Here is a 25,465-nt window from a genome sequence, read left to right on the forward strand (position 1 = left end):
ACTGGCAGGTCGGCGGCAACATCTTCGACAACGTGACCTGGTCCAGCCCGGGCAGCGAGAACTACCCGGCCGGCCCGAACCCGCAGTCCAACACCACCGTCAGCATCCCGTACTCCTACCGCCTCGACGCGGCCAGTTGCGTGCCGGGCATCGTGAGCGCGACGGCGGGCGCCAACAAGGGCCTGAAGGTGTCGGACGGCAACTGCACGCCGCAGTCGCCCACACCGACACCCACGCCCACCCCCACGCCCACACCGACGCCCACACCGACGCCCACACCGACGCCGACCCAGCCCAGCGGGACCAACCTCAGCATCGGGGCCGGCGCCGACGGCTCCAGCAAGGCCTCCGGCACGAGCTACGGCAACGTCATCGACGGCGACATGAGCACCTACTGGTCGCCGAGCGGCTCGACCGGCCGGATCTCGGTCAAGTGGGGCTCGGACACCACGGTGTCCACGATCAACGTCCGTGAGGCGGCAGGTTCCGAAGGCAACATCGGCTCCTGGCGGGTCGTCGACCACGACACCGGCGACGTCCTGGCCTCCGGCAGCGGGGCGGGAGTCATCACCTTCCCCGCGACGTCGCTGAGCAAGATCAACTTCGAGATCACCAGCTCGAACGGCACGCCGAGGGTCGCCGAGTTCGAGACCTACGCCGGATCGCCGCCGGACGACGGGACCACCGAGCCGCCGGACAACGCCGAGACGGTGCGGTTCGAGGCCGAGTCCTCCTCGGCGACGTGCGACGGCACGATCGACTCCAACCACTCCGGCTACTCCGGCACCGGGTTCTGCAACACCGACAATGCCTCCGGTGCGGCTGCCGGGTTCACCATCGAGGCGGCCGACGCCGGCTCCGCGACCTTGAAGGTCGGGTTCGCCAACGGCGGCTCATCGGCCCGGAGCGCGGACCTGGTCGTCAACGGCTCGACGGTCCAGTCGGTCTCCTTCGAGGCCACCGGCGCGTGGAACACCTGGTCCACCAAGTCCCTGACGGCGCAGCTGGGTTCGGGCACCAACACCGTCCGGCTGGTCGCCACCGGCTCGGCGGGCCTGCCGAACATCGACTACCTGGACTCCTCGACCGGCACCCCGCCCGACAATGGCGGCAACCCGCCGACCGGGGACGCGCTGTACGTGGCGCCGGGCGGCAGCGACGGCGCCTCCGGGAGCCAGTCGGACCCGACGACGCTCACCGCGGCGATCAGCCGGATCGAGCCCGGCGGGACGATCTACATGCGCGGGGGTACCTACAACTTCTCGCAGACGGTCCACATCGAGCCGGGCAACGACGGCACCTCGGGCAACCGCACCGAGCTGTTCGCCTACCCGGGTGAGACCCCGGTGCTGAACTTCTCGGCCCAGAGCGAGAACTCGTCCAACCGCGGCCTGGCGATCGGCGGTGACTGGTGGCATCTGCAGGGCCTCGTCGTCGAACGCGCCGGTGACAACGGGATCCTCCTGGGCGGAAGCAACAACATCATCGAGCGGGTGATGACGCGGTTCAACCGCGACACCGGGCTGCAGCTGTCGCGCTACACCGCCGGTGCGCCGTCCTCGCAGTGGCCGTCGAACAACCTCATCACCAGCTCGGAGTCGCACGACAACGCCGACTCCGACGGCGAGGACGCCGACGGATTCGCTCCGAAGCTCACCGTGGGTCCGGGGAACGTCTTCCGGTACTGCGTCGCCCACAACAACATCGATGACGGCTGGGACATGTTCACCAAGGGCGACACCGGCCCGATCGGAGAGGTCACCATCGAGGACTCGCTCGCGTACGAGAACGGGACGCTCTCCAACGGCGGCCAGGCCGGAAACGGCGACCGCAACGGGTTCAAGCTCGGCGGCGAGGACATCGCGGTCGACCACACCGTGCGGCGGACCATCGCCTTCGACAACGGCAAGCACGGGTTCACCTACAACAGGAACCCCGGGTCGATGACGATCGAGAACAACCTGAGCATCGGCAACGAGGAGCGCAACTACAACTTCGACGCGGGTGACTCGACGTTCCGGAACAACACCTCCTGCGACAGCGGGTCGAATGACCGGATCGTCGGCGACGACGCCGGCGGAAACCAGTGGTGGTCCGGTTCCAACGGGTCCAGGTGCTCCCAGTACTCCGGAGCCCTGGACTGGCAATTCGCCTCGGACGGTCGCCTGCTGGTGACCATAGGAGGAAATCCCGTCAACCTGTAGCCGATCCAGCCGACGGAGCCGGCATCGACAAAACCCTGGCCGGCCCGTCCGAATGAACCGGACGGGCCGGCCGTTCCACGTCTTCACACCACTCCCGGCGGGGCCGCGACCCCCGTAAAAAGCAGGTAATGCAGTCAGTTGTGAAATCTCATGTCGCACAGGGAGGTTGTACCGAATATGTCACTCAGTGGAATGCGAGTTCATGGCAAGCGGTCGAGAGCGGTGCGGATCGCCTTGACGGCGGTACTGGGCCTGCTCGCCGCCGTCGCGCTCGCGTCGCCGTCGTCGTCGACGGCGGCGGCGCAGACCAGCACGCTCACCGTCGCGACCAACGGCGACGACGCCAACCCCGGCACCGTCGCCGCTCCCCTGCGAACCATCCAGCGCGCCGTCGATCTGGCCGAACCCGGCACCGTGATCCAGATCCGCGGCGGCACCTACGACCCCAGCGTCAACATCCGCATCCAGAAGAGCGGCACCGCCTCACAGCCGATCACCATGCGCGCCTACGGCGGTGAGCATGTCGTCATCGACGGCGAGAAGATGCCCAACACCCCCGCCCCCTTGGGTGAGTCGTACCCGCGCATCGAGCGCGGCGCGATCCACGTCGCCGGCGACTGGTGGCGCTTCGAGGACCTGGAGATCATCAACGGACCCTACGGAATCTTCGCCATCGAGTCCGACAACAACATCTACCGGGACCTGGTCACCCGCGAGAACTACGAGACCGGGCTGCACCTCGTGCTCGACTCCAGCGACAACCAGGTCATCAACCTCGACAGCTACGGCAACCGGGACCCGCGCAAGAACGGCGAGAGCGCCGACGGGCTGGCCATCAAACAGGGCACCGGCTCGGGCAACACCGTGGTCGGGGCCAGGTTGTGGAACAACGCCGACGACGGCTTCGACTCCTGGGAATTCCTCAGCCCGATCCGCATCGAGGACTCGGTCGCGTGGGGCAACGGCGTCAACCGCTGGGGCTTCCCCGAATGGGAGGGCGACGGCAACGGCTTCAAGCTCGGACGCGGCGACACCGACCACGTCGTGACCAACAGCATCGCCTTCGACAACGCCGTGGGCGGATTCATCGACAACGGCAACACCGCCTCGCTGCGGCTGGAGAACAACACCGCCTGGGACAACGGCGGCAGCGGGTTCCTCTTCAACCGCTCGACCTCGACGCTGAACCGGAACCTGTCCGTGAGCAACGGCAGCGGCGTCCACCTCGGGCCGTCCGGCGGCAGCGGCAACTCCTGGGACATCAAGGACGACTGGAGCAACGCCGACCTGGTCAGCACCGGCACTTCGACCATCAAGGGCCCGCGCGAGGCCGACGGCTCGATTCCCGCCACGGACTTCCTGCTCCCGCGGGACCACCCGGACCTCGGCGCCGACTTCAGCGGCGACGGCGGCAACACGGGCGACCCGGGCCGATACGAGGCCGAGGACGCTCCGGCCACCTGCGCCGGCTCCATCGACGCCAACCACTCCGGATTCTCCGGGACGGGGTTCTGCAACACCGACAATGCCTCCGGTGCGGCAGCGCGGTTCACTGTCGAAGCCGCCGGTTCCGGCACGGCTACGGTGAAGATCCGCTACGCCAACGGTGGCTCGTCCGCCCGACCTGCCGACATCGTCGTCAACGGCTCCACGGCGCAGCCGATCTCGTTCGAGACCACCGGCGCGTGGGCCAACTGGGCGACCGCGGCGGTCACCCTGCGGCTGAACGCGGGCAACAACGCGATCTCGCTGACCGCGACCGGTTCCGACGGCCTGCCGAACATCGACTACCTGGACGTCACGACCGGCGCCGCCTGACGGTCGGGACCGGGATCTGAATCAAGAGGCCGTCTCAACGGGTTCGTTCACAGATCCGCGCGCCATCACCAGCGGAAAGGTCACTGATGAAAAAGTGGTTCAGAATCCGATCTCGGTTCACGGCCGTGCTGATTGCCGCCTTAGCCACGATCACATTCACTGTCGCTGCCGGCCCGCCGCCCGCGTCGGCACAGGCCGACGCACTTCCCAGCAGCTTCGAGTGGGAGTCGAGCGGCGAACTGGTCGCACCGCGGCAGACGGCTCCGGGCCGTGAGCTGGTTTCGATCAAGGATCCGACAGTGGTCAGCGTGGGCGGCGAGTACCACGTCTACGCCACCACCGCCGATACCGGCGGCGGCTGGAGCATGACCTACTTCGGTGGGTTCTCCGACTGGTCCCAGGCCGGGCAGGCGGAGCAGTACCACCTGTCGCAGACCGCGATCGGCGGCGGCTACCGCGCCGCGCCGCAGCTGTTCTACTTCGAACCGAGAAACGAGTGGTACCTGGTCTACCAGACCGGCCTTCCGTCGTTCTCGACCCTGTCGGACCCGAGCCGGCCGCAATCGGCCAGCGCGCCGCGGAACTTCATGGGCGCTTACCCACCGATCGTCCACGACACCGCCTCAGACGCCGGATACGTGGTCGACCACTGGGTCATCTGCGACGAGGTGAAGTGCTACCTCTTCTACAACAACGACAACAACTACTTCTTCCGCTCCGAGACGACCGTCGAGGAGTTCCCGAACGGGTTCGGCGACACCGTCGTCGTGATGGCCGATCCCGGCAACAACCGCATCTTCGAGGCCATCAACGTCTACAAGGTCGGCGACACCGGCCAGTACATGATGGTGATCGAGGGCATCGGCTCCGACGGCAAGCGCTACTTCAACTCCTGGACCGCCGACAGCCTCGACGCGGTCGGTTCGGAGTGGACCCCGCTGGCAGCCACCGAGTCCAACCCGTTCATGCGGCACAACAACGTCGCCTTCGCGCCCGGCGTCGAGCCGTGGACGAGCGACTTCAGCCACGGCGAGCTGATCCGCGCCTCCAACGACCAGACACTGACGATCGACCCGTGCCACCTCCAGTTCCTCTACCAGGGGAAAGACCCGAACGTCGGCGGGGACTACTCCCAGTGGCCCTGGCGCCTCGGACTGGTCACCCAGACCAACGCTCCGGCCGGCTGCGATGGCGGCGGCACCGGCGGTGGCAGTGGCGAGTTGCGGGCGGTGGCGGCGGACAAGTGTCTGGACGTGCCGAATGTGTCGACTCAGCCGGGGACGCAGTTGCAGATCTGGGACTGCTGGGGAGGGGTCAATCAGCAGTGGACTCCGACGCAGGCCGGCGAGCTGACGGTGTACTCCGGTGGCGACCGGCGATGCCTGGACGCCGCGGGCAGCGGTACCGCCAACGGTACGGCGGCGACCATCTGGACGTGCCACGGCGGGGACAACCAGAAATGGAACCTGAACGCCGACGGGACCATCACCTCGGCGCAGTCCGGGCTCTGCCTCGACGTCAGCAACTACGCGACGACCAACGGCGCCAAAGTCCACCTGTGGACCTGCCACGGCGGCAGCAACCAGCAGTGGACCCTCGCATGAGTCACTGACGGCACCGAATCACCCGGCAGAGCGGCACCCGTTGATCGGCACCAGCCGACGAACAGCCCCACCCGGCGTCCGCTGAACCAGCCGAGCAGCTCAGCGAGATCGCCCTCGCCCCCAAGTGGCCCGCCCGGCTCAAGTGACCGCTAGAAGAACTCCGCCCACGGCTGGTCCCAGATCTGCTTCACGCACAGCACCAGGAACAGCAGCCCCGCGATCGTCAGCATCCCGTTGCTCACCCAGCCGTTGCGCCACTCCCTGGGCGTGCGGTCGGTGTTGAGCAGCCAGAGCAGCGTGCCGGCGAGGAAGGGAAGGAACGCGGCGCCGAGGACGCCGTAGATGATGACCAGCCGGAACGGCTGGCCCTGGAAGAGCAGGACCATGGGCGGGAAGGTCAGCCACAGCAGGTACGCGCGGAACGGCCAGGAGCGTTCCCGCTCACCGGAGGCGATCTCCTCGCCCTTGGCCGCGTCGCGGCGACGGTAGCGCGCCACGAAGTCGGCGAACATCAGGCTCACGCCGTGCCAGACGCCGATCAGGGAGGTGAAGGAGGTGGCGAAGAAGCCGATCAGGAAGAACTTGGCGGTCACCGTGCCGTACTCGTCCTCCAGGATGCCGCCGAGCTGGATCAGTCCCTTGTCGCCGCTCTCGATGGCGATGTTCCGGGCGTGCAGGAGTTCGGCGCCGACGAAGAGCATCGCGATGACGAAGACGCCGGTGGTGGCGTAGGCGACGCGGTTGTCCAGCCGCATGACCTTCATCCAGCCGGTGTTGGTCCAGCCCTTTGCGTTGACCCAGTAGCCGTACGCGGCCAGCGTGATGGTGCCGCCGACGCCGCCGATCAGGCCGAGGGTGTTGAGGATGGAGTCCTTCTCGTCGGGGAGGACGGGGAGGAGCCCGGCGAGCGCGTCCGGGATGTTCGGGGTGACCCGGATCGCCAGGTACACCGTCACCACGAACATGACGCCGACCAGGACGGTCATGACCTTCTCGAAGACGGCGTACTTGTTGAACCAGACGAAGACCAGGCCCACGAGAGCGCAGGCGATCCCCCACCACTCCAGGTCCATCACGCCCGGGAACAGCGCCTGCAACGGCAGCGCGCTCGACGACATCGCCGCCGCCCCGTACACGAAGCCCCAGATCACGGCGTAGACGACGAAGAAGTACGTGGTCCAGCGGCCCAGGCTGGCCCAGCCGTCGAAGAGGGTGCGGCCGGTGGACAGGTGCCAGCGGCCCGCCGCCTCCGCGAGGGAGATCTTCACCAGGCAGCCGATGACGGCGGCCCACAGGAGGGTGTAGCCGAAGTTGCTGCCCGCGATCAGGGTCGCCACCAGGTCGCCGGCCCCGACACCGGTCGCCGCGACGACGATTCCTGGGCCGATGTACTTCCAACTGGACTTGCGGGGGCGCGAGTCCGACTCCCCGGCCTGTGCTGCCGCTGTGTTTCCCGTGGTGTCCGCCATGAAGGTCAAGTAAGCCCATGGACGGGCGGGGGACAAGAGGGCGTGCGGGATCTTCACCCGAAGTGTTCGGGGCCCTGTGTGTTCGGGAGCAAAACGGGCCCCGGCGGAGCGCTACGGCTGTCGCCGACCGCAGCCGTCGCACGCGCACGTGCCGAGCTCGAACCAGACGGTCTTGCCCGGCCCGTCCTGGTGGCAGCCCCAGCGCCGGGCGAGCGCCTCCACCAGGAACATCCCCCGGCCGCTCTCCGAGGTGCCCGCGTCGAGCACCTGCGGGACCCGTCGGCCGCCGTCGGACACCTCACAGCGCAGGACGCCGTGGGCGGCGGACAGCGTGAGCCGGAAGCGGCTCGCGGCGTGCAGCAGGGCGTTGGTGGCCAGTTCGCTGACCAGCAGCTCGGCCGTGGCCACCAGGTCGTCGCCGATGCCGTCCCGGTCGGCCAGCCCCCAGCTCTCCAGCTGCCGCCTCACCTCCGCGCGGGCCTCGCGGACGGCGGACGGACGCGGGCCGTACTCGACGCTCAAGTGGCCCGCGCCCATGGGTGGTTGTGGATAGGCGCCGTACCGCGGGTCGGGGTCCGGGCGGCCTTCCCCGGAGAGTTGCAGCATGTCTTCAGAGTGGTGCGTATCGGGTGTGGGACACACGGGGAGGACTACCTGTTTCCATACCTGCGTCGGGGTGCGCACAGCGGTCGGGCTACGCGTACTGCAGGCGTACGACCGCGCCCGCGTCGTCGTCGCGTACGTCGACGTAGGCGCACACCTGCCGCGCGAACCACAGCCCCTGCCCGGGGGCGGGCTCCGCGGCGGGCGGCGGCACGAAGCCGGCCAGCGGGTCGTCGACGCGGCGCGGCGAGCGCAGCTCGCAGACGCAGGCGGGCGCCTCGCCCCACAGCAGGACCTGGCTGACGGGGTCGAGCGGGGCCGCCGCCTCGGACACGGCCGCGGCGAACAGTTCCGCGTCGGCGGCGGGCAGGCCGTGGCCGGTGGCCCAGGTGCGCACGGCGTGCGGTTCGGGGGCGGGCAGCGGGTGCGCGTCGCGCGGGGGCGGCGGCAGCGGTACGGCGTCCAGTTCGGCGGCGATGAGCAGCGGGTCCTCGTAGACGCCGGTGCCGGGGTGGGCACGGCGGGCGGCGGCGACCACGGCCGGGCCCGCGGTGCGGGTGTCGTAGGCGCACAGGGCGGTGGTCGCGAGCGGGGCGAAGAGGAGGTTGGCGAAGGCCTCGTAGCGGATCCACTCGCTGCTCTCGCGGGCGGAGCGTCCGGCGCGGCCGCCCCAGTCGGGCTCCATCAGCAGGTGGATACGGCCCTGGGGGCCCGCGTGCTTGGCGAGGTAACCGGCGCCCTGTGCCACGGCGTTGGCGGCGGACCCGGTGTACCACTCGGTGTGCGGGATGAAGCCGACGCGGCGGGCGTCGCCGCCGAGGGCGTCGCGCAGCAGGTCGAGCCTGCCGGGGGCGGCGATGGCGACGGGCGGGGGCTCGTCGGGGGCGGCGAGGCCCTCGGTGAGGAAGGGCAGGGCGGCGGCGAGGAACTCCTCGTCGGTGGCGAAGACGGCCATGCGGTGGTCGAAGGTGCCTTGGGCAAGTGCGGGTGGGGTGAGCATGGGGGTTCCTGTCGATTGGGGGTGTAGGGGTGGGGGGCAGTCAACGTTGGGCGGTGATCCAGGCCGCGATCTGGCTGCGGTTGCTGAAGCCGAGCTTGCTGAGGATGCGTTCGACGTGGCCCTCGGCCGTGCGGCGGGCGATCACCAGGCGGTCGGCGATCTGCTGGTTGGCGAGGCCCTCGGCGATCAGTTCGGCGACCTGTGTCTCACGGCGGGTGAGGCGGACGCCGGGCTGGGGCCGCTCGGCGGTGGGCTGTTCGGGGCCGGGCTGTTCGGGGCGCTCGTCCAGCACGTGGCCGGCGACGCCGGTGAGGCCGAGGGTCGCGCCGTGCTCGTACGACCGCTCGTAGGCGGCCGCGCCGAGTGCCTCGCGGGCCCGCGTCTCGGTGCCGCGGCGGGTGGAGTCGAGGGCGGCGGAGCCCCAGCGGTCGCGGTCGACGTCGGCCCAGACCCGGTCGGCGCCGCCGAGCAGGACGGCCGCGCGGTCGTGGGCGCCGCTCTGGGCCGCGATCTGGGCCAGCAGGTCGAGAGTGAGGCCGATGCCGACGATGTCGTTCACGGCGAGTTTGAGGCGCAGGGCCTCGCGGGCGTGCCGTTCGGCCCGGCGGTGGTCCTTCTTCACGGTGTGGGCGAGGGCGAGCATGCGGTGGACGTACGACAGCACCCACTCCTCGCCGTGCCGCTCGCACATCCGGCGGGCCTCCTCGCAGACCGCGATGGCCTGGTCGGCCTCGCCCAGGAAGCCGAGCGCGCAGGCGAGTTCGACGCGGTCGAGGCCGACGAGGCTGAGGTGCTGGCCGGGGACGCGGCCGCGCTCGACGCAGGCGCGGAAGTGGGCGAGGGCGGCGTGCAGGTCGTCGCTGAACAGCAGGATGACGCCAAGCACGTACTCGGCGTGCGCCGCCTCGGCCTCGACCCCGAGCCGCCGGGCCAGGCTTCGGGCCTCCTCGGCGCGTCGACGGCCCCGGGTGAGGTCCTCGGGACAGCCCGCGAGCAGCCCGGCGACCCACAGGGCCCGGGCGCGCTCGGGCGTGGGCTCGGGGCTGGCCTCAAGAGCCCGGTCCAGCCAGTACCGGCCCTCACGGGGCGCACCACAGGCATGCCAGTAGAACCAGAGCGTGCCGGCCAGCCGGAGGGCGGCGAGGGCGTCGGCGGGGGTGGGGTGGGTGTTGGCGGGGGCGGAGTGGCCGTCGGCAGGGGTGGGATGGCCGTCGGCACTAGCGGAGTAGCCGTCGGCAGGGGTGGGATGGCCGTCGGCACTAGCGGAGTAGCCGTCGGCAGGGGTGGGATGGCCGTCGGCACGGACGGAGTGGCCGTCGGCACGGGTGGGGCGAGGGGCGGATGAAGTCGGGCCCGCCGCGGCGGGGGCGGTCGGAGTGTCCGTGGCAGTGCAAGGGGTGTTGGTGAGGAGCGGGGGGTCGTCGGTGGAGGGGGTCAGGGCGGCGCTAGGCGTCGGGTGGGCGCCCGTCAGGCCGAAGGCCAGTGCCGCGCGCAAGTTGTCCTGGTCCGCCCGCAGTCGGGCCACGATCTCCCGCTGGCCCGGGCCGAACCAGGCCGCCTCGCAGGCCGCGGCCCGCTGCTGCATCCAGTCCCGTTGGCGGCGGCGCGCGGCGAGTTCCTCGCCGGGGTGTTGCCGGAGCCGTTCCAGGCCGTAGTGGCGCAGGGTGTCGAGGAGGCGGTAGCGCACGCCGTCGGGGCCGGGCTCGCGGCACAGTACGGACTTGTCGACCAGCCCGGCCACGGCTTCCAGGACATCGTACGACCGGACCCGCTCACCGTCCGCGCACACCGCCTCCGCCGTCTCCAGGTCGAAGCTCCCGGCCAGCACCGACAGCCGCGCCCACACCGACTGCTCCCGCTCGGTGCACAGGTCGTGGCTCCAGTCGACGGCCGCGCGCAGCGTCTGGTGGCGGGGCAGGACCGAGGGACTGCCCGCAGACAGGAGGCGGTAGCGGTCGTCGAGGCGTTCCAGGAGCTGCTCCACCGACAGCACGCGCATGCGGACGGCGGCGAGTTCGATGGCGAGCGGGAGGCCGTCGAGGCGTCGGCACAGGCGGGCCACGGCGGGCCGGTTGGCGGGGGTGAGGCGGAAGCCTGGGACGACGGCGGCGGCCCGGTCGGCGAACAGGGCGAGCGCCGGGCCCGGTTCGGCCGCGGACAGGTCGCCGTCCGGGTCGGGCACGGGCAGTGGCCGTACCTCCAGGAGGTGTTCCTCGGTGAGGCCGAGCCGGTGCCGGCTGGTGGCGAGCACCCGGACACCGGTGGTGCCGTGCAGCAGCGCCGCCGCCAACTCGATGCAGGCGCCCAGCAGATGCTCGCAGTTGTCGACGACGAGCAGCAGCCTCCGGTCCCGTACCTGCGTCACCAGCGCGTGAAGCGGCGGCTGGTCGGAGTGGTCGTGGAGTCCGAGGGCGTCCGCGGCGGCGAGGGGTACGAGTGCCGGGTCGTACAGGCCGGAGAGGTGGACGAAGCGCACGCCGTCGGGGAAGGCACGGGCGACGCGGGCCGCGATACGTCCGGCGAGCCGGGTCTTGCCGACGCCGCCGGGTCCGGTGAGCGTGACCAGACGGGCCCGGGCCAGCAGTTCGCGGCCTTCGGCCAGTTCGGCCCGCCGGTCGACGAAGCTGGTCGTCTCGACCGGCAGCCGGTTGTCCCGTCGTGGCGCTGATCCGCCCATGATCAGCCAGTCCTTGGGGAGGGTGGGTGGGGTCGTGTGCGCGAACCTCACTCTTCCCGGCCGCGTACATATATGCACGCGCCGGTCACACCCGCGGGTGTTCTTTGCCGGGGACCCATTCCGGCGGGGTCGGCCCGCGTACACTGCACGGCCCTCACGCGGCCCTCACGCGGCAGTTTTACGCCGGTTCCGGCCGCCACTTCTCGGCCCACTCTTGACCTGGTCATGCCAGGCGCTCACGATGAGCGCCACACCCGCACCAGAACGTCGTACGTCGCACGGAAGAACCACCCCCACAGCTCCACTCCAGCTCCACTCCCCACGTCCGGAGACCCCGGAATTCCTGGAGAACCAAGGAGAATTTCATGCGACTTCGCATCCGCGGCTCAGGCGCCCGAAGCGGCAGACGCACCGCCGCCCTCGCCACCCTGCTGGCCCTCGCCCTCGCGGCCCCGATCTCGGCGACGGCCTCCGACGCCACCGCCGACAGCGCGGGCAGGGCGGCGGCCTCGGCGGACGACATCCGCCAGTACGAGATCCACACGCACTCGACCGCCAAGGACCGTACGGCACTTCAGCGGTCCGGCGTGGTCGTGGACGAGGTCCACGACCACGGCGTCGTCGTCTCCGGGCGCGCGGACCAGGTCAAGAAGCTGCGGTCACTCGGTTACGAGGTCACCCCACTCGGCGCCGTCCCCGACCGGTCGGCCGGCGAGGACGACATCCGGCTCTACGACTTCCCGTCCGCCGACTCCCGATACCACAACTACGCGGAGATGACGAACGAGATCAACTCGGTCGTCGCGGCCCACCCGGGCATCGCGAGCCAGCGCGTGATCGGCAGGTCGTACCAGGGCCGCAACATCGTCGCCATCAAGATCAGCGACAACGTCGGCACGGACGAGGCCGAGCCCGAGGTGCTGTTCACCCACCACCAGCACGCCCGTGAGCACCTCACCGTCGAGATGGCGCTGTATCTGCTGCGGGAGCTGACGTCCGACTACGGCACGGACTCGCGCGTGCGGAACATGGTGAACAACCGGGAGATCTGGATCATCCCCGACCTCAACCCGGACGGCGGCGAGTACGACATCGCCACCGGCTCCTACCGGTCGTGGCGGAAGAACCGGCAGCCCAACTCCGGGTCGTCGTACGTCGGTACGGACCTGAACCGGAACTGGAACTACCGGTGGGGCTGCTGCGGTGGGTCGTCCGGCTCACCGTCCTCCCAGACCTACCGGGGCTCGGCGCCCGAGTCGGCGCCCGAGGTGAAGGTCGTCGCCGACTTCGTGCGCAGCCGTGTGGTGGGCGGCACGCAGCAGATCAAGGCGGGCATCGACTTCCACACGTACAGCGAGCTGGTGCTCTGGCCGTTCGGGTACACGTACTCCGACACGGCCCCCGGGATGACGGCGGACGACCGGAACGCCTTCGCCACGGTGGGGCAGAAGATGGCCGCGAGCAACGGCTACACGCCCGAGCAGTCGAGTGACCTGTACATCACGGACGGGTCGATCGACGACTATCTGTGGGGCTCCCAGAAGATCTTCGGGTACACGTTCGAGATGTATCCGCGGTCTGCCTCCGGGGGTGGGTTCTACCCGCCCGACGAGGTGATCGAGCGGGAGACCTCGCGGAACCGGGACGCGGTGTTGCAGCTGCTGGAGAACGCGGACTGTATGTACCGGTCGATCGGGAAGGAGGACCAGTACTGCTAGTCGCCGTCCGGTCGTCTAGTCGTCGTCCTCGGCGTCTGCTGCGAAGTAGGCGTCGAGGACCTCGTCCAGCTGCTCGTCCCACTCCTTGTGCTGGGACTTCGACTTCGCCTCGATCTCGATCGGGTACCAGCGGCGGTCCGGTGTGTGCACGGTCACCGTGAACCGCTTGCCGAAGCGCGGTGACTCGGTCTCGATCGCGCCGATCTCGTCCCAGCGGAACTCGCAGCTCTCGTCGTCCAGGCTGAGGCGTACGCCCCTGGCGTCGGCGACGATACGGGCCCGGCGGTCGGCGGCCTCGAAGACGGGGCCGTCGGCCGCGTCGGGCTCCTCGGCCTCCGGCTCCTCGGTCTCCTCGGTCTCCTCGGTCTCGGGCTCCACTGCGTCGGAGGCCTCCTCGGTGACCTCCTCCTCGACCGGCGCCGCATCCTCGGGCTCGGGCTCGGCGGCCTTCTCCGGGCCGGTGAGCCCGGGGATGTGGGCCGGGTTCACCCCGGCGTCCAGGGGCTGACTGCTCGTACCTATGCGCTGCTCCACAGCGGGCAGTATGGCGGACATTGCTGTGCCGTGGGGCGCCGGGGGCGTCAGAGGTCACTCGTCCATGAAGACGATCCTCCGGGACGGTGTGGCCGCGCCCGCCGCCGCGGTCGCCACCGCACGGCCGGCCGGTACCGCTCGCTCCCGGCCCCACGCGCGGATCTCCTCGATCTGCTCGGGGTTGACCCGGCTCAGCGGCACCGTGTTGGCGAAGGTGTCCAGCACGAACGACGGCTTCAGCCGGTCGGCGCCGCCCAGCCGGTACGCCTCCTCCCCCACGTCGTGCAGGGTGGACTCGATATCGGAGCCCGCGAAGCCCTCGGACAGGTCGACCAGCCGGTCCACCTGCTCGGGCTCGGGGTCGGTCTTGAGATAGCGGCGGTAGTACAGGTCGATGATCTCCCGCCGGTCCTGGCTGTCGGGCAGGTCGACGAAGAACAGCTCGTCGAACCGGCCCTTGCGCAGCAGTTCGGGCGGCAGGCTGCGGATGTCGTTGGCGGTGGCCACGACAAAGGCCCGCGACCGGGACTCCTGGAGCCAGAACAGGAACTGCCCGATGATCCGCTGCGGCACGCCGGACATGTCGTCCTTGCCGGCGAGGCCCTTCTCGATCTCGTCGATCCACAGGATGCAGGGCGCCACCCGGTCCGCCATCGACAGCGCCTCCCGGAACCGGCCCTCGGACTCGCCCAGGTACTTGCCGTGGATGCTGGCCATGTCGAGTCGGTAGAGCGGCAGTTGCCACTCGTGGGCGATGGCCTTGGCGGACAGCGACTTGCCGCAGCCGGGCACGCCGACGAGCAGTACGCCGCGGGGCGGGCGGAGTTCGGAGTCGCGCAGGTCGGCGTGGAGCATGTCGTGCTTGCGCCGCAGCCACTCGCGCAGGCTGGTCAGTCCGCCGACGGTGTAGTTGCCCTCCTTGAGCTGGACGCGTTCCAGGCCGGTGAGATTGCTGAAGATGCGGTCCTTGGCCTGGGCGAGGCCGAGGACGTCGGACTTCAGGATCGAGCCCTTCGCGGCGATCGTCGCCATGAGGTTGATGCACTCGGCCTCGGTGACGCCGCTGAGGAACTCGGCGGCGCGCCGGGTGTCGTCCTCGTCCCACTCGATGGGGATGTGGCCCCGGTGGTCGCCGAGGAAGCCGGCGAGGGTGCCGTGCATCTCGTCGGCGTCCGGCAGGTCCAGGTGCAGGCTCATGCCGAGGCGTTGCAGGCCGCTCCAGATGGGGGCGTCCGTGATCAGGACGATGCTGCCCATGTTGTTGTCGGCGAGCCGGGCGAGTTCGGCGATGTGCCGGGTGACGGGAGTGTCGGACTCCAGGTGGTCGGGGTCGACGAGGACGATCGTGGCGTTGGCGCGGCTGCTGAACTGGGCGGCGGCGAAGTCCATGGCGCCGGTGAGGGAGCGGTCGTCCTGGACGGCGGCGTTGGTGCGCAGGTCGCGCAGGCCGGTGGCTCTGGTGTAGATCCAGAACGGCATGCTGCTGCGGCGGGGTTGGAGGGCGGCGTCCCTGAGGAGGCGGAGGGCGCGTTGTTGTTCGATGGTCCGCATGCCGATCACCGGGACACGGGCGGAGATGTAGCTGTCTAGGTGGTGGAGGCTTTCGGTGTAGTTCGACATGGGGGCCTTTGGGTTCGTTTTTGGGTGCGGGTGCGTGGGGGCTTGTCGCGCAGTTCCCCGCGCCCCTAGGCACAGACAGTCACGTTGGCTTAATCCGTCACGACTCTGCGGCGGGGGCGGTCCCCGGTGTGGGCCTGTGCCCAAGGGTCTGCCGTCGGTGTGGTCGGCTGTGCCGTCAAGGCGTTGTCCCGGACCGTTCGTCTGCGTTGCTCGATCCAGCGGATGTCCGAGCCGTTCGTCGCGGCCAGGTTGTCCAGGTTGCGTTCGATCTGGGACTGGAAGTCCGTGATCTGGGACTCGACCAGTTCGGTGAACCTGGTGCGGATGGTTTCGGGCAGGCCGGGGTGGCCCGCCACGGCCCGTACCTCCTGAAGGCCCGCCCGCGCCTGGGCCAGGGCGCGGCCCGCCGAGAACTCGTCGGGGGCCGCGAGGAGTGCCTGGGCGAGGTGGCGGTCCCAGGACTTCAGGCGTTTGTCGAGGGCCTCGCCGAGGTGGAGGGCGAAGCGCTCCCAGGTCTCGCCGGGGAAGTCGTCCTGGGACAGGGGCGGCAGGGTGGCCGGGCCGGCGGGCGGCTCGGCGGCGGCCCAACGGTGCAGGAAGTCCACCCAGGTCTCGTAGGGGCCGCCGTGTCCCCAGTAGGAGTACGTGTTCACACCGTGCCGCCCGGCCTGCGGACGACGGTCTCGCCGGGGGGCAGGGGCTCCCAGTCGGGCAGCCCCTCGGCGATCTTGCGGACCCTGCTGGTGGCGCGCTCCCCGGCGGGCCTGCGGCTGGCGCCCCAGGGTGAGGTGCCGGGCGTTGCGTACTGGGGGTCGCCCTGGGGTCTGCGGGGTGGGGGCGGGGCCGCCGGGGTGGGGCCGGGCGCGGTGCTCATGACGCGGTGTCCTCCTTGGCTACGGTGCGGCCCTCGAAGGGTGAGGCGCCGCGGGTCGCGGTGGCGAGGGAGTTGATGAACTCCCGGCACTGCGGTTCGACGGCGTCGGCGGCGCGGAACTTGGTGTTCCAGTCGGTGAGTTCGGCGGAGGCGGCGCGCAGGTGGTGCACGGACTCCTGCTTGGCCTGCTGGAGGATCTGCCGGGCGTTGTTCTGGAGGCGGACTGCGGCTTGGGCGCCGTTGTGCAGGACGAGCCCCCACACGCCGCCGACGACCAGCGCGACCACCAGGGCGGCGGGGAAGGAGATGGAGCCGACGATCACCAGGATGCCGAAGACGACGAGGGCGAGCGGGGTCGCCTTCTTGGCCCAGGGGTAGGCGTAGGCCGCGATGAACGGCTCCATGTGCTGGTCCCAGTGGGCGGACAGCGACGCTTCCAGCTCGGGCAGCGGGCGGGTGAAGGAGCCCTGCCACGGCGGGAGTTGGAAGGTCTGCGCGGCGACCGTGCAGGCGGTGCCGAACTGGGCCTGCACGTCCTGCGGGACGGCGGCCCGGTAGTCGCGGGTGAACCCGGCGTGCGCCTGGAGGAACCACTCCTGGCAGGCGGCGACGGAGAGCCGCTGGGTGGCGGGCGAGGCACCGATGGCCGTCGGGTTGAGGGCGGCGGTGGTCTGCACCGTCAGATAGTCGAGCGTCTCGTCGTACGAGGCGGAGTCCGCGTCGGCGGCCTTGCGGGCGGCGTCGAGGTCGCCGCCGTGGTCGATCACCGCGTGGTTGAACGCCAGGTCGCGGCGGAGCGGCAGCTCCTCGGTGTCGTACTCGGAGACGAGCCGGTCGAGGATGTCGTCGACGGCGTCCTCCAGCCGCTCGGAGGGCTGGAACTCGCGGTCCATGACGGCCCGGTACCGGTCGAGCACCACCTGGTGGGCGCGGGCCCGGCCGAGAACGGCGTCGAGCTGCGGCCACTGCGGGCTGACCTGGGCGATGCGCGGGAACTCGGCGGCCGCGGACGGCTGCGCGAGGGAGTCGATCTCCTGGCGCCAGCGGTCGATCTGCTTCTGCTGGCCCTCGGCGCTGTCCATGAGCTGTTCGCGCCAGCCGGCCAGGGTGGTGTGCAGCAGCTCGCGTCCGGCGAGCCCGAAGGCGCCCTGGGCGATGGACTCCAGGATGACGGCGAACTCCCGGCCGAGCGCCGTCGGGTCCTGCGCGAGCAGGTAGTGCCGCAGCCAGCGCACGGCGGCCTCCCTGCGGTTCTGGCGGCGCAGCACCAGCGCGAAGAACAGCGCTGTGCGGTCCGGTGAGCGCCGGAAGGCCTCCTCGACGGCCCGTTCGCACAGCGTCCGGTCGTCGGCGGACCAGGAGGCGAGCGCCACCAGGGCGGGCGCCAGCCAGTAGCGGGGCGTCTGGATCATCAGCTGGTCGCCGACCGCGCGGACGTTCTCCTCGGAGACGAGGCCGACGTCGAAGGCCTGCAGCATGCCGACCGCGGTGCGCCGTACCGTCTTGTGGTGGCCGAACTCGTGGTCGACCTGGTCCTGGATCACGCCGATGCGGGTCTCGGCGCGCTGCACGTTGGCGGTGAGCTGGGCGCTCTTGACGAAGGCGAGGAATTCGTCGCGGAGTTGCTGCAGTTCGGTGCGGGTCTGCTGCTGATTGGCCTCGACGGCCGAGACCTGGCCGGACACGGAGCCGACCTGCTCGCTGAGCCGGACCACGAGGTTGCTGACCTGCTGCACCTTCTGGTGCAGGGCGTAGTCCACCTCGGACATTCGGTTCTCCGATCACGATTGCATGGAGTACGAGGGGCGCCTGCTGCGCCGGGGGTTCAGGGACGTACGACGGTCCCGTCGTCGAGGACCGGCAGGAGCAGTCCGCCGGAGTACACCTCGACGAAGGCGTAGCCGCCGGAGCGCACCAGCATCCGGGCGCCCGCGAACGGCTCGGGCACCGGGTCGGAGGGGGCGAAGTGGCGGATGATCACCTGGAAGAGGTTGAGCTGGTGGTCCACGTACGGCGGGCCGAGGTAGCAGCGGGCGAAGAAGCCGAGCGGGACCTCGCCGTAACTGGCCCGGTACTCCTCGCCGATCCACTGGGCGAGCTGTCGGCGGGCGTGCTCGTCGAGGCCCGCGTCGAGGCGGCCGACGGCGTCGCGCAGTCCCTGCGGGCGGGGGGCGAGGCGCTCGCGGCGCAGTGGTGCGGCCGGGCCGGGTGCGCCGACGGTGCGGCGGGCACCGCCCGAGGCGGTGAGGCCCTGGTCCGTGCGGCGCAGGGCGTCCGACGAGGTGGACGGCGGTGTCCCGGCACCGCCTGGCTGCACGATGCGCCGTGGCCGCTCCAAGTGGCCCATGTGTCCCCCGAGCTGATGTGCATGAGCGATGGCGAGAGAAGAGTAATGACGTTCAGTCAATAGTGCGACCTGATCCGCAACTTGGCACGCGGATAACCGGTTCCTGCCCCGAACTCGCCCCGTTGCCGCCCAGTTCACTCACGTCACGGGCCGGGTGGGCTGACAGACTGCCCGGCATGGGGTCGATCCACACGTTCATGGCGGGCATCAACGACTATCCGTCCGAGATCGCACCGCCCCTGCAGGGCTGTGTCAACGACGTCACCGAGGCGCACCGGCTGCTGACCGCCCGTACGGCGGGCGGCGCCGAGGTGCGGACCGTGCTGGACGGCGCGGCGACGGTGGCGGCGGTCGAGGACGGTATCCGTACGTTCCTGGGGGCGGCCGGGCCCGGGGACACGGCGTTGTTCTGGTTCTCCGGGCACGGCACGCAGCAGGTCGCCACGGGCGCGGACCTGCTGATCGAGGCCACCGGCTTCAACCAGGCGCTGGTGTGCGCGGACGGCCCGCTGCCCGACAAGCGGCTCGGCGCGCTGCTCGACGCGGTCGCGGCCCGGGGGGCGCATGTGGTGGCGGTGCTGGACTGCTGCTACTCCGGGGGCGCCAGCCGGGACGACCTGCCCGAGGGTCTGACCGCGCGGTTCGCGCCACCGCGCCCGCAGTGGGCGGCGCCGGGTGGCCGGGAGGTCGGGCTGCCGCAGGGACCCGCCCGGCATGTGCTGCTGGCGGCGAGTCGGCTCGACCAGCTGTCGTACGAGGGGCACTACGGCGGTAGGCGGCACGGGGCGTTCACGTACGCGCTGCTGAGCGCGGTGCGTGCGGCGGCTCCGGACGCCACCTACCGGCAGCTGCTGTCCGCGGCCGACGCGCACGTGCAGCGCTCCGGGGGACGGCAGCGGCCGGTGCTGTATCCGGAGACGCCGGGCGGCGCCGCCGATCTGCCGTTCCTCGGGGGTGCGGTGACGGAGGCGGCTGGTGAGCATCTGCTGCGGTGTGCGGCGCAGGGCTGGGAGGTGGACTGCGGCACCGGGCACGGGCTGCGGGACGGGGAGGGCGCCGAGGGCACGGAGTTCGGCGTGGTCGGGCCGGAGGGCGCGCCGCCGGGTGCGGTCGTGCGGGCCCGCTCGGTGCGGGCCGACCGGACGCTGGTGGAACCGGTCGGCTGGGCGCCCGACCCCGAGCGGGTGTACCCGGTGAGCCTCACCGCGCTGGCGACGCCGCCCGCGACGGTGAGCGTGGCGGACGGCGACGCGGCGGAGCTGCTGCGGGCGGCGGTGGCCTCGCACGGCCCCGGCGGCGGCCCCGCCCCCCTGCTGCGGGTCGTCGACCGGCCCGAGGAGTACGGGGATCTGCACTTCCGGGTGGTGGTACGCGGGGACAGTGCGCGCGTGCTGGGCCGGGACGGGTCGGACTTCGTGGCCCCGCTGCCGTTCGCCGCGGACGGCGACGCCCGGCGCGTGGTGGACTGCCTGGTGCATCTGGCCCGCTGGCACCAGCTGCGCGACCTCACCTCCCGGCCCTGCGTGCTGGACAACCTCGTCCAGGTGGAGGTCGTCCCGTGGGACACGGCCGACGGCGGGCCCCTGGTGCCGGACGGCAGCGGCGACCTCGTCTGCTCCTACACCCCGGAAGGCACGCCCGGGCCGCGTGAGCCGTGGGTGTCGATCCGGCTGCACAACCGCTCCCCGCACCGCACGCTGTGGTGCGTGCTGCTCGACCTCACCGACCGCTACGCCGCCGACCCGGCGCTCTTCCCCGGCCACTTCATCGGCCCGGGCCGTACCGGGTACGCCCTGGACGGCGACCCCGTCCAGCTCTCGCTGCCCGCCGACCGGGCCGTCGTGCCCGGAGCGGAGTGCCGTGACTGGCTGAAACTGATCGTCGCGGAGGGCGAGTTGAGCACGGCCCCGTTCCGGCTGCGGGCCTGGGACCCGGACGGTCCCGGCAGCCGGGAGGCAACGGGCGATCCTGCCGGAGTACTGCGGTTCGAGGCAGCGCCCGCCGGGGCGCGCGAGGCGGGCCCGGTCCCGGGGAGTGCGCCCGGGCGCTGGGCGACCCGGACGATCGCCCTGCGCACGGTCGTGCCGCCTACTGGCCGAGGTGCGTGAACCCGGCCCAGGCGCTCAGGTCGTCCGGGTCGATGTGCGCGGCCCGTTCGGCGAGCCGGGCGGGCAGGCCTTCGGGCAGTTCGCGGGCGGGGTCCAGCATCCACAGCTGGGCCCGGCGCAGCGCCCTGGCGGGCGGTTCGCCCTCGGTGCGCAGGAAGTGGTGGGTCAGGAACATCAGCACCGACGTCGCGTCGTCCGGCACCGGCCACAGCGAGCCGACCACCGAGCGGGCACCGGCCACCAGGAACGCGGTGGCCAGGCTGTACGCCTCGTTGTGCCCGCGTCCCGAGACATGGCTGCGGCACGCGGCCAGCACCACCAGGCCGAGCCTGCCCCGGCCTGCCCCGGCGACCGCCTCGGTGAGTTCCTCGGCCGCGAGCTCACCGTCGTACAGGGAGAGATGGGCGGTGCGGCGGGCGGTGCGGGCGATGGAGGCGTGGCAGGCGAGGTGCAGTACGGCGCCCTGCTCGTCGGGGCTGTCCGTGCCGGTGAGCCAGGACAGCACCTCTCGCGGGGTGCCGGGCCCGTCGGCGCCGCCGCCCTCGCGCCGGCCGAGGAACCGGCCGCGCGGGTAGAAGGCCCGCTGCACCGCGTCGGCCTCCGCACCGGCCCAGTGCAGGTCCCCGGTGGGGTTGCCGACGACGAGCGCGGCGCCCGAGTGGGCGGCCTCGGGGCGGGCGGCCACGTCGCACAGGAGGCGGGCGGAGGCGGCGTACGAGATCTCCGCCTCGTGCAGGGCGTAGCGGCGCCGCCCGTCCGGGCCCTGGGCCCAGGCGGCGTGCCAGGGGACCAGGCCGAGGGTGCCCATCGGCACGAACACCAGCCGGGGTGCCCGCCCGGTGCGGGTGGCGAAGACGTCGAGGAGGGGGCGCATCCCGGCGTACCAGGCCCAGCCGCACAGCCGGTCGAGCCGCTCCCGCAGGGACGGCAGGTCGGGCCGGGTGCCGGACCAGCCGGGGACGGGTCCCATCACGCGCTGGTCCTGCGGGGCCGCCACGAAGGGCGCCGCGTCGCGTGCGTCCTGCGCGAGCCGTGCGGCGTCGGCGTGCGGGGCGCGGGCGTACTCGCGCAGCGCGGCCGCGTCCTCCGTGAGCGTCGGCAGGGACACGGAGTGGACGGCACCGGTGGAGGTGACGACGACGGCGGTGCCGGGGGTGTCGTCACCGGCCGGGACCAGGTAGACGAGGGCGTCCTTGCGCAGGGTGCGCAGGGCGGTGGCGATCTCGTCCGGGGCCGGCGGGTCGAGGAGACGGTCCTGGGTGGCGTCGGTGCCGGTGAGGGCGGCCAGGACGCGGCGGCGCAGGGCGCTCGGGACGGACATCGGCGCCTGCATCGCGGTGAGCGGGTCGGCTGCTTCGGTGGCGAGGCCCGCGGCACGCCACTCCTCGGCCAGGGCGTCGTGGCCGGCCGCGACGAGGCGTTCGGGGACCGTGCGGGAGGTGGTCGCGGCGTGCAGCAGCAGGCCGCGGCAGGCGTCCAGGGCCTGCACGGCCTCGTCGAGGGCGTTGTCGCGCAGGCACCAGCCGGCGACCTCCAGCGCGGTCGTGGTCGCCATGGCCACGGCCTGCGCGGCGTGCTCGGTACCGGACTGCAGCAGCGCCGCCCAGGCGTGCCCGCGCAGCGCGTCGAGCCCGGTGCGGCGGCCGAGGCCCTTGTCGTCGCGGCGGAGTTCGCCGCGGGTGCGGTAGGCGCGGCCGAGGGCGAGTCCGGCGGCCGCGTAGAGCCGGTGCTCGGGGCCGCCGGCGGTGCGGAAGGCGTCCTCCAGCAGGGCGATGCCCTGGGCGAGATGGCGGGCGCGGGCGGTGGGGAAGGGCTGCACCTCGGCGAGCGCGCAGTGGCCCGAGCCGAGGCAGTGGGCGTAGCGCAGCCAGCTGTCGCTGCCCTCGTCGACCAGGTCGTACGCCTCCTGGAGCAGCTCCATGGCCTCCGCGATCCCGGTCGCGTCCCGGGCCCGCAGGAACCGGGTGATGCCGTTGTCACCGAGCACCCAGGCCCGGTGGTCGCGCGGCAGTTCGCGGGCCGCGCGTCGCAGTTGGGTCACCGAGGGGCGGCCGGACAGGGGTGGTGCGGGCGGCGCGCCCAGTGCGTCGGCGAGGCGGTCGCGGGCCGAGCGGGCGTTCTCCAGCAGCGTCCACAGCTCGATGCGCGTCGAGTCGTCGGGGTCGAGGTCGGCGTGCACGGCGAGCATCTGGGCGATGTGTTCGTCGGCCGCCGCGAGGTCGCCGCGCTGGGCGGCGGCCTGGGCGTCGAAACCGGCCTGCTGGGCGGACATGACCCGGCGGTGGTACGGAGTCAGGCGGGGGTCGTCACGCAGCTCGCGCCACAGCGCGCCGCCCGTCTCCATGTCGTCGGCGGCACCGGCGGTCTGCCCACGGTGGGTGATCGCGGCGAACCGGACCAGGGCCATGCCGTGCCCGAGGCCGTCGTCGGCGCCCCGCGCCGCACCCGCCGCCTCGGCCTGCGCGAGGTGATCGAGGACCGCGTCCATGCCGCGGCCCGAGCCGCTGAGTTCGTCACGCAGCCGGGCCTGGGCGACGACGGCGTGCGCTTTGCGCTGCCAGTCCGGATCGTCCTGCCCGTGCGCGAGGACGGTGTCGATCAGCTCACTCTTCTGCGCCTCGGTGATGTGAGTGCCGTGGGGGTCGAGGATCAGGCCCTGGGACAGCAGGTTCAGGGCGACAAGCGCGCGCTCGTCGCCCGGCTCCAGGGAGGCGAAGTTCTGGTACATCCGGTCGAAGGTCGCCGCCGCCCAGTCGCCGGTGGGGCCCATGCTCCTGAAGATGCCGGGGAAGTCGTCGTCGGTGTCGCTGAAGTTCAAAAAGCCGCGGCCCTCGCCGACGTCGTCGAGCAGGCTGAGGTAGGTGTGCCGTGCGTTCTCGAAGCGCATCTCCTCCGGGATGCTCTCCGGGGAGTCGGGGGTGATGCCGTGGTCCTGCTCCAGGGTCATCCAGGCCCAACTGCCCAGCATCGGGGCGACCTTGCGCAGACCGAAGTCGAAGTCCTCGTCCTTGAGGACCAGCGCGCATGCCTCGGCCACGTCGTGGAGCCGCCGTGGGTCGGGGTCGTCCCGGTAGCGGCCCTGCTGGAACATGGCCAGGAACAGGGCGGTCAGGGTGATCGCGCCGTCCCGTTCGGGCACCCAGATGTCCATCGCGCGCCGGATCAGCCCGATCGCCCGGTCCTGGCCGGCACCGTCGCCCCGCGCGCTCGCCCGCTCGTACAGCAGCCGTCCGAAGCTGTCGAGGAACACCGGGGTGAGCCGCTCGACATCGGCCGGGTCGGCCAGCAGCCCGTTCAGCTCCACCTCGGCCGCCGCGGCATGTGCGGAGTCCTTCCAGTGGGCCCAGATGAGAAAACGGACGAAGGCGCTGCGGATCCCGGCATCCCAGGCCCACGGTGGCTGCTGCCCTGTTGCCTGCCGCGCGTCGAGCAACGCGGTGCCGAACTCCTCGCGGGCCTGCTCCAGTTCGTCCCGGTCGACCCGGGCCCGGCCGTGCGCCATGAGGGCGAGGCCCAGGCTGTAGCGGACGAGCGGCAGATCACTCGTGGGCAGCCCCGCGTCGAGCACGGCCCGGTAGTGGGCGGCCGCGGCCTCGGCGTCCGCCGGGTCGTGCAGCAACCCGTTGCGTTCCAGGTGGAGATATCCCCGCGCCGCCGCCAGATCGGCCGCCGCCGCGCTGCCGGTCTCCAGCGCGTCGGCCGCCGCCTCGTGCCGGCGCAGGGCCTCGTCGAGGAGTCCGACGCGCTGCCGGACGGGTCCGTCGCAGTGCAGGTAGCGCTGCTTGGCACAGGCCGCGAGCAGCTGCCGTCCCAGCTCCCGCACCAAGTCGTGGTCGGTGTCGTCCGCGGGCAGCGCTGCCATGCCTTCGGTGAGCAGCTCCCAGGCCGCGTCGAGGAGTTCCGTGCCGGGTTCCCTGTCGTACTGGAAGGCCCGGACGTGCCCGAACGCGATCCGCCAGGCCGCCCACTCCCCGTCGTCGCCGGGCGCCTCGAAGGCGAGCTCGAACGCCTGGGCGGCCAGGTCCAGGTCGTCGGGGTCGTCCGCCAGGAGGTGCAGCCGGTAGCTGAGCTCACCGGCCAGCGCGCACAAAGCAGGTGCGTCCGGGTCGTCGGAGGCGGTCGCGGAGAGGGCGTCGAGGATCTCCTCGCGCTGGGCGCGGAGTTCGTCGACGAGGCTGGGTGCGTCGTCAGCGGTCACGGGTCGAGCTTTCCAGGATCGTCGCCACCATGCCGCTCTACGGCGCGAGTTGGACGTAGTAGGGCAGCAGTACGGAGTTGAGCCACTCCCGGCCCTCGGCCGTGTCGAAGTCCACGGCCTCGTCCTCCTCGCAGCGCAGCGCACCGTCGGGGCAGCGGTCGCCGAACAGCACCACGGTCCGGTCCGCCGGTTCCCGCTTGGACGACCACACCATCCCCTGCGCCCAGGGCTGGGTGTGCCGGCGGATCCAGTGCGCCCAGTCCCTGGTGTACGGGTACTCGTGCGCCTCGGTGTGCACCAGCCACGTGTCCTGGTGTACGGCGGCCAGGTCCTGCGCGGTCATCAGCGGCAGCACGCACAGGTCGGCGGTGAGGCGGAGGGTGCTGAGGCGGCGTCCCTCGACGGCCCGGCGTTGCAGCAGGCGGGGGCCGCCGGCGGGGTCGAAGGGCAGCGAGCGCAGCAGGGTCTCGCACACGGCGGCGGCCGCGCTCAGGCCGGCGTACAGATAGCCGTACCGGTCGCAGGAAGTGGCGTCGAAGCGGCCGCCCCCGTACAGGCAGTGCGAAGGCCTGGGGTTGAAGTCGGCGGCGCCGCGGTGGGAGCCGTGGATGCGGTACAGCAGGGTGCCGCGGGCCAGCGTGACCTTGCCGGGGGTGCCGGTGAGCGCCTCGGGCGGCCGGTAGTTGGGCAC

At 71.6% G+C, this 25,465-nt stretch carries 18 protein-coding genes; 5 read left to right on the top strand and 13 right to left on the bottom strand.

Annotated features, from left to right (window positions below):
• Both KWI83_RS31295 and KWI83_RS31300 read left to right on the top strand, forming a co-directional pair.
• A partial coding sequence (locus KWI83_RS31295; RefSeq protein WP_256363058.1) for a carbohydrate-binding protein occupies positions 1-2,204 on the top strand: 2,204 nt, incomplete at its 5' end.
• A gap of 234 nt (positions 2,205-2,438) precedes the next feature.
• On the top strand, positions 2,439-4,022 hold the full coding sequence (locus tag KWI83_RS31300; RefSeq protein WP_256363059.1) for a right-handed parallel beta-helix repeat-containing protein: 1,584 nt from the start codon (positions 2,439-2,441) through the stop codon (positions 4,020-4,022).
• Between the two features lie 34 nt (positions 4,023-4,056).
• Here the strand turns inward: KWI83_RS31300 and KWI83_RS31305 are convergent, their stop codons facing one another.
• Positions 4,057-4,311, bottom strand: coding sequence for a hypothetical protein (locus KWI83_RS31305; RefSeq protein ID WP_218517758.1), 255 nt, complete (start codon positions 4,309-4,311; stop codon positions 4,057-4,059).
• Between KWI83_RS31305 and KWI83_RS39230 the strand changes: the two genes are divergently transcribed.
• Entirely contained in the window at positions 4,262-5,626 is a 1,365-nt protein-coding gene (locus tag KWI83_RS39230) for a non-reducing end alpha-L-arabinofuranosidase family hydrolase (RefSeq protein ID WP_374106413.1), read from the top strand. The two genes, KWI83_RS31305 and KWI83_RS39230, sit on opposite strands and share 50 nt — an antisense overlap.
• Positions 5,627-5,775: 149 nt before the next feature.
• Here the strand turns inward: KWI83_RS39230 and KWI83_RS31315 are convergent, their stop codons facing one another.
• The 4 genes from KWI83_RS31315 to KWI83_RS39240 form a co-directional block, all read right to left on the bottom strand.
• Positions 5,776-7,095 carry an Nramp family divalent metal transporter gene (locus tag KWI83_RS31315; protein WP_218517760.1) on the bottom strand — a complete coding sequence of 440 codons (1,320 nt, stop codon included), beginning with the start codon at positions 7,093-7,095 and terminating at the stop codon, positions 5,776-5,778.
• 111 nt (positions 7,096-7,206) lie between these two features.
• Positions 7,207-7,701 carry an ATP-binding protein gene (locus KWI83_RS31320; RefSeq protein WP_218517761.1) on the bottom strand — a complete coding sequence of 165 codons (495 nt, stop codon included), beginning with the start codon at positions 7,699-7,701 and terminating at the stop codon, positions 7,207-7,209.
• An 88-nt stretch (positions 7,702-7,789) separates the two neighbouring features.
• Positions 7,790-8,698, bottom strand: a complete 909-nt coding sequence (locus KWI83_RS31325) for an MEDS domain-containing protein (RefSeq protein WP_218517762.1) — start codon at positions 8,696-8,698, stop codon at positions 7,790-7,792.
• A 40-nt stretch (positions 8,699-8,738) separates the two neighbouring features.
• A complete protein-coding gene (locus KWI83_RS39240) occupies positions 8,739-11,375 on the bottom strand; it encodes a LuxR C-terminal-related transcriptional regulator (protein ID WP_256363060.1) in 2,637 nt (878 codons plus the stop codon).
• A 365-nt stretch (positions 11,376-11,740) separates the two neighbouring features.
• On the opposite strand from KWI83_RS39240, the gene KWI83_RS31335 reads away from it, so the two are divergent.
• On the top strand, positions 11,741-13,093 hold the full coding sequence (locus KWI83_RS31335) for a M14 family metallopeptidase (RefSeq protein WP_218517763.1): 1,353 nt from the start codon (positions 11,741-11,743) through the stop codon (positions 13,091-13,093).
• Positions 13,094-13,108: 15 nt separating this feature from the next.
• Here KWI83_RS31335 and KWI83_RS31340 read toward each other — a convergent pair whose 3' ends face one another.
• The 6 genes from KWI83_RS31340 to KWI83_RS31365 all read right to left on the bottom strand — a co-directional run bounded on the left by KWI83_RS31340 (position 13,109) and on the right by KWI83_RS31365 (position 18,468).
• On the bottom strand, positions 13,109-13,648 hold the full coding sequence (locus KWI83_RS31340; protein ID WP_256363061.1) for a hypothetical protein: 540 nt from the start codon (positions 13,646-13,648) through the stop codon (positions 13,109-13,111).
• 33 nt (positions 13,649-13,681) lie between these two features.
• Positions 13,682-15,247 carry an AAA family ATPase gene (locus tag KWI83_RS31345; protein WP_218517764.1) on the bottom strand — a complete coding sequence of 522 codons (1,566 nt, stop codon included), beginning with the start codon at positions 15,245-15,247 and terminating at the stop codon, positions 13,682-13,684.
• A gap of 89 nt (positions 15,248-15,336) precedes the next feature.
• A complete protein-coding gene (locus tag KWI83_RS31350) occupies positions 15,337-15,900 on the bottom strand; it encodes a hypothetical protein (protein ID WP_218517765.1) in 564 nt (187 codons plus the stop codon).
• On the bottom strand, positions 15,897-16,121 hold the full coding sequence (locus KWI83_RS31355) for a hypothetical protein (protein ID WP_218517766.1): 225 nt from the start codon (positions 16,119-16,121) through the stop codon (positions 15,897-15,899). The genes KWI83_RS31350 and KWI83_RS31355 overlap by 4 nt, the downstream gene beginning before the upstream one ends.
• On the bottom strand, positions 16,118-17,890 hold the full coding sequence (locus KWI83_RS31360) for a hypothetical protein (RefSeq protein WP_218517767.1): 1,773 nt from the start codon (positions 17,888-17,890) through the stop codon (positions 16,118-16,120). Before KWI83_RS31360 ends, KWI83_RS31355 begins: the two co-directional genes overlap by 4 nt.
• A gap of 56 nt (positions 17,891-17,946) precedes the next feature.
• Positions 17,947-18,468: a hypothetical protein gene (locus KWI83_RS31365; RefSeq protein WP_218517768.1), complete on the bottom strand. Its 522-nt coding sequence runs from the start codon at positions 18,466-18,468 to the stop codon at positions 17,947-17,949.
• 176 nt (positions 18,469-18,644) lie between these two features.
• Here KWI83_RS31365 and KWI83_RS31370 point away from each other — a divergent pair, with 176 nt between their 5' ends.
• Positions 18,645-20,576, top strand: a complete 1,932-nt coding sequence (locus KWI83_RS31370) for a caspase family protein (RefSeq protein ID WP_218517769.1) — start codon at positions 18,645-18,647, stop codon at positions 20,574-20,576.
• Here KWI83_RS31370 and KWI83_RS40120 read toward each other — a convergent pair.
• The gene (locus KWI83_RS40120) at positions 20,557-24,774 is read right to left on the bottom strand and encodes a CHAT domain-containing protein (RefSeq protein ID WP_218517770.1); all 4,218 of its coding nucleotides are present in this window, start codon (positions 24,772-24,774) and stop codon (positions 20,557-20,559) included. The genes KWI83_RS31370 and KWI83_RS40120 overlap by 20 nt on opposite strands.
• 37 nt (positions 24,775-24,811) lie before the next feature.
• The gene (locus KWI83_RS31380) at positions 24,812-25,465 is read right to left on the bottom strand and encodes an RES family NAD+ phosphorylase (protein WP_218517771.1); all 654 of its coding nucleotides are present in this window, start codon (positions 25,463-25,465) and stop codon (positions 24,812-24,814) included.

Source organism: Streptomyces sp. TRM70350 (genome assembly GCF_019219825.1).
Classification (GTDB): Bacteria; Actinomycetota; Actinomycetes; order Streptomycetales; family Streptomycetaceae; genus Streptomyces.

Excerpts from the sequence above, each read along its gene's own strand:
- KWI83_RS31360 (WP_218517767.1), bottom strand. The coding sequence starts at position 17,890 with ATGTCCGAGGTGGACTACGCCCTGCACCAGAAGGTGCAGCAGGTCAGC.
- KWI83_RS31315 (WP_218517760.1), bottom strand. The coding sequence starts at position 7,095 with ATGGCGGACACCACGGGAAACACAGCGGCAGCACAGGCCGGGGAGTCG.
- KWI83_RS31335 (WP_218517763.1), top strand. The coding sequence starts at position 11,741 with ATGCGACTTCGCATCCGCGGCTCAGGCGCCCGAAGCGGCAGACGCACC.
- KWI83_RS31355 (WP_218517766.1), bottom strand. The coding sequence starts at position 16,121 with ATGAGCACCGCGCCCGGCCCCACCCCGGCGGCCCCGCCCCCACCCCGC.
- KWI83_RS31345 (WP_218517764.1), bottom strand. The coding sequence starts at position 15,247 with ATGTCGAACTACACCGAAAGCCTCCACCACCTAGACAGCTACATCTCC.
- KWI83_RS31320 (WP_218517761.1), bottom strand. The coding sequence starts at position 7,701 with ATGCTGCAACTCTCCGGGGAAGGCCGCCCGGACCCCGACCCGCGGTAC.
- KWI83_RS31365 (WP_218517768.1), bottom strand. The coding sequence starts at position 18,468 with ATGGGCCACTTGGAGCGGCCACGGCGCATCGTGCAGCCAGGCGGTGCC.
- KWI83_RS31340 (WP_256363061.1), bottom strand. The coding sequence starts at position 13,648 with ATGTCCGCCATACTGCCCGCTGTGGAGCAGCGCATAGGTACGAGCAGT.
- KWI83_RS39240 (WP_256363060.1), bottom strand. The coding sequence starts at position 11,375 with ATGGGCGGATCAGCGCCACGACGGGACAACCGGCTGCCGGTCGAGACG.
- KWI83_RS31325 (WP_218517762.1), bottom strand. The coding sequence starts at position 8,698 with ATGCTCACCCCACCCGCACTTGCCCAAGGCACCTTCGACCACCGCATG.
- KWI83_RS31370 (WP_218517769.1), top strand. The coding sequence starts at position 18,645 with ATGGGGTCGATCCACACGTTCATGGCGGGCATCAACGACTATCCGTCC.